Origin of the sequence: Rhodococcoides fascians NBRC 12155 = LMG 3623, from assembly GCF_001894785.1 — a bacterium.
Classification (GTDB): Bacteria; Actinomycetota; Actinomycetes; order Mycobacteriales; family Mycobacteriaceae; genus Rhodococcoides; species Rhodococcoides fascians.
Genome location: NZ_BCWW01000028.1, coordinates 1 through 4,040 on the forward strand (window position 1 = coordinate 1; position 4,040 = coordinate 4,040).

4 protein-coding genes and 1 pseudogene are annotated in these 4,040 nt (G+C 52.2%); 3 read left to right on the plus strand and 2 right to left on the minus strand.

Annotated elements, in window-relative coordinates:
* Positions 1-33: 33 nt before the first annotated feature.
* On the plus strand, positions 34-516 hold the full coding sequence (locus RFA01S_RS27180) for a (2Fe-2S)-binding protein (protein WP_072692270.1): 483 nt from the start codon (positions 34-36) through the stop codon (positions 514-516).
* Between the two features lie 700 nt (positions 517-1,216).
* Here RFA01S_RS27180 and RFA01S_RS27185 read toward each other — a convergent pair.
* Entirely contained in the window at positions 1,217-2,095 is an 879-nt protein-coding gene (locus RFA01S_RS27185; protein WP_072692271.1) for a LysR family transcriptional regulator, read from the minus strand.
* Positions 2,096-2,866: 771 nt separating this feature from the next.
* Between RFA01S_RS27185 and RFA01S_RS27190 the strand changes: the two genes are divergently transcribed.
* Positions 2,867-3,376, plus strand: coding sequence for an acyl-CoA thioesterase (locus RFA01S_RS27190; protein WP_052060829.1), 510 nt, complete (start codon positions 2,867-2,869; stop codon positions 3,374-3,376).
* Positions 3,377-3,526: 150 nt separating this feature from the next.
* Positions 3,527-3,850 carry an acyl-CoA thioesterase gene (locus RFA01S_RS28610; RefSeq protein WP_032407985.1) on the plus strand — a complete coding sequence of 108 codons (324 nt, stop codon included), beginning with the start codon at positions 3,527-3,529 and terminating at the stop codon, positions 3,848-3,850.
* A gap of 18 nt (positions 3,851-3,868) precedes the next feature.
* Here the strand turns inward: RFA01S_RS28610 and RFA01S_RS28395 are convergent.
* A pseudogene (locus RFA01S_RS28395) lies at positions 3,869-4,040 on the minus strand (IS3 family transposase); the annotation flags it as partial.

The following is a 4,040-nucleotide window of genomic DNA, read 5'->3' on the forward strand; positions in this document are numbered from 1 at the left end:
AAACACAGCCACCGACCGAGCAAGGAGCGCCCGTTGAGCAAACACACCATCGAAGTAGAGGTCAACGGCAAGACCTACACCCGCGAAGTCGAAGCACGCACACTCCTCTCGGACTTCCTCCGCCACAACCTCGGCCTCCGAGGAACACGCGTCGGCTGCGAACACGGGGTCTGCGGATCCTGCACCGTACTCGTTGACAACGAACCCACCCGATCCTGCATGACCCTCGCCGTCCAAACCGAAGGCGCCATCGTCCAAACCGTCGAAAGCCTCGCCGACAAAGACGGAACCCTCCACCCCCTCCAAGAATCCTTCTCTGCCTGCCACGGACTCCAATGCGGCTTCTGCACCTCCGGATTCCTCATGACCCTCAAACCCATCTACGACGACGGCACCGACATGTCCCAAGACGAAATCCGCGACGCCATCTCCGGAAACCTCTGCCGCTGCACCGGATATCAACAGATCGTCGAATCCGTCGACCGCGCCTTCAACCTCCGCGACCAAAACCAATAGCACTAAAATCGGGAGCCCAGCAACTAAATGAATTCTGTATCAAGATTTGAAAACAAACAGACGCGGACCAGTTGGTTTTCATAGCCCGTGCCGGCGTACTTCAAACTTGTAAGCAAATCGGTGCGACCTGCCTGGCTTGTCCTTATACCGAAGTCAGCGGATCGTCACTCCTTCATCAAAGGAAATATTATGTGGCAACTATTCTTGCGTCTTATGAAGTTCGGGCGTTACTCCAACTTCCTAAATAAATCAGAACCCCCACGAGCGCCTCTGTGCGCAATATCCGGATGGTCCGTGGCCCACGGAGCCGGGTACGAATGCTTACACCATGCGGAACCAGGCCATTGACCCGTATCCGAAGTCGTCCTAGCCTTCGCACTCAATGCCGGAGACTAGTCCCCACCACATAAACATGACACAATCAGTCGCATACTGTCGAAAAGTACTGCCTTAGAAAAGTGCAGCACCATTGGCTTCACGCTAAATCGCGCGGGCCAGCTGCCAGTACAGACATAGTAACAATGTATCGATTCGCGCGAAGCACTTTTGAACTCGAAAATATCGTTAAATCCAAGAGACCGCTCCTATCTCAATTTTCCTCCATACGTAGTCGCTACGGTTCACGAATTTCAGCTGTCGGGCCGCACTTCTGGGCTGGATGGCCAAACTATTCCTGTTCACTCGACACTTCAGATGTTTCTCAGGATGTCGAATTAGCAGAAAGTAATTGCAAGAATAATGCGCTCACCGAGGTACCTGTTGTTCTATTGGCAACGACAAAAACTGCTTTTTCAGGCGCATCGGCAACCTCAATTTCCGCTAACTCTGGCCACTCAGCGGATAACGACGCAGGCATTAACGCTATTCCCAAATCCAAATCAATCATTTTGGACATCAGCGTAGTCGAGTCAGCTTCGATCACAACTCTACGACAGACACCTGATCTCCGAAAGACTTCATCCATTATAGTCCGGCGATCTGTACCCGCCGGAAAATCGATAAAAGCACATCCACCAAGGTCCGTCATCTCCACCCGCGTGCGCGTTGCTAATGCATTCCGACGAGAAGTAAACAATGCCAAATTTTCCTTGAACAACTCATTCGCAACCAACGGCATTCGAACAGGAGTGAGCAACGTTCGGACGATACCCAGATCAAGGTCACCACTGTTAAGCGAATCAATCGTCAAACTGTCCGATTGCGCCAGTAGAGTGACTTCAGTAGCCGGTAGTACTTGAAGCAAGGCCGCAATGTGCTGCACAACATTCGTACCGGGTAGCGACTGACTCATTCCCACCCTCAGTCGCAACCTTTCGCTACCCGCGCATTCTTTAACGTCGGAAATAAGGCGGTCGATCGACTTGTGCAGTACATGGGCGCGGTCTAAAAAAACACGACCAGCATCGGTAAGCTTGAAACTCCTACTGGTTCTGTCGAAAAGAACTACGCCCAATTCACGCTCCAAATCTTTGACCTGGCTGCTGAGTGCCGATTGCGCAATGCCTAGGCGCTTAGCGGCTCGGCTGAAATGCTGCTCCTCCGCAACTGCGACAGCGTATCGTATGTGACGAAGTTCCATGTCGAAACCACCAATCAAGTAAGTTTTGCCTGCCTCAACATTTGTCGAGAAAAGTACGGGATACGACTGACTCAACCAGACTATCAGTGAAATGGGGCCGATTTGCCGATGCCGCAGGATTGAACGGGCTGATGCTCCATGAACCCGACTTGTACACTTTTCTCAACTGTTGCCTTTCTTCGAGAATTTTCAACTGCCCTTTAGATCGGGTTAAGGCGACACATGAAATGAATCATAGTTTGATTGCTCTCGGAATGTGACTTACAGAATTTCTTACCAACATACTCTACTAAGTCGATACCGAACATGCAGGTGCGCATTGATTCAGTTGACGGCATGTGAGCGCTACTCTAAATTCTTAGACGCGTCGTCCGGTGCCACGCTAAATGACTATTCTACGAGACGTAATCGAATTAAATGGACTAAATTCTGTCATTCAACGCAGGTTCGCCGTCGTGGGGCCCCGTGACAACGCTGCATCGGCACAAGTCAAAAACTCACGCTCGGTTGTGTGACCACCCTTCCGCCGCGCTCCTTTCCGTGTACAGAGTAGCCAATCAGCCTTTGATTGTCTCAAAAGTCCACGCGGTGTAGGGCTTCCCTGAGATCCGCAATTGGTATAGGATTGAACTGCACCCACTCGCGCGGCTGTTTGCATGCCCAAAACTAGAAAGCATGGTCCATGAGAAAAAAACTACGTAAAACGAAAGCTTTTCTTTGGGACCGGGGCGAGCGTCAAGTACATCGAGAATCGTGCGCTAGTGGGCTCGCATGAAAAAAATCGAAACAAATGATAGCGACCAACGCGAACACGGTCCCCGGTCACTACTCATGTCGGTTTTGATGACACCAGACATGAGCAACTTTTCTGGAAACATCCACGGCGGCGCTCTACTGAAACTTCTCGACCAGGTTGCCTACGCTTGCGCGACGCAGTACGCCCGTTCATACGTGGTCACCCTATCTGTCGACCGGGTCATCTTCCGAGAACCAATTCACGTCGGCGAACTTGTAACGTTTTCCGCTTCCATCAACTACACGGGCAGAACTTCGATGGAAGTTGGCATCAGAATTGAGGCTGAGCATATAGAAACAGGCGATCGGCGGCACACAAACAGTTCTTACTTTACCATGGTCGCCGTTGACGAAACTGGCCGTCCGCGCGCCGTTTCGCAGGTTATCCCGCTCAACGACGTCGAGGTTCAACGCTACGAATCAGCGCGCGCCCGCCGAAGAGCATTCGCCGAGCTTAATGGGCATCAGACGCGCAAATCCGAGTGATTATTCGACGCACTATAAAGAGATGCTTTCGCGATTGTCGGGCATACTAACGGATGCCAGACTGAGCTTGGATCCACCTCGGCGCAGCCTCGAAGAACAACCGATCGCGACATTCAGAGTCGGTCGACGAGTCATCGAAATGTAGTCGACATGAAGCGTAAGATCGAATTGAGGTGGTCTGACATCGACTCTCTCGGGCATGTCAATGACGCAGCATACCTGACATTATTGGACGAGTGCCGCGCGGTTTTGCTCGCACAAACCGTGCCAACGTTAGGTCATTCGTACGTGGTTCGGCACCTGAGCATTGACTTCGACTCGGAGTTGGTGAGAGAAGATAGCCCGGTAACCGTAGAAGTCAATATCGTCACAGTCGGCCGCACCAGCGTCGCGCTTGACGAAGTTTTGACATCGAACTCAGGACGAATATGTGCAACCGTTTCTTGTATTAGGGACTGCCCCGAGTTCAGTTGACTCGTGGGGTTGAGTGATTCAGGCCGCGTGTGCGGTCCGGTTGATTGTCTCAAACTCGATCGGGGTGAGCTTGCCGAGGCGTCGTTGACGGCGTTTGCGGTGATAGGTCTTCTCGATCCATGTCACGATCGCCAGCCGTAGTTGCTCGCGGCTCGACCACCGCTGGCGGTCGAGGACGTTCTTCTGCACG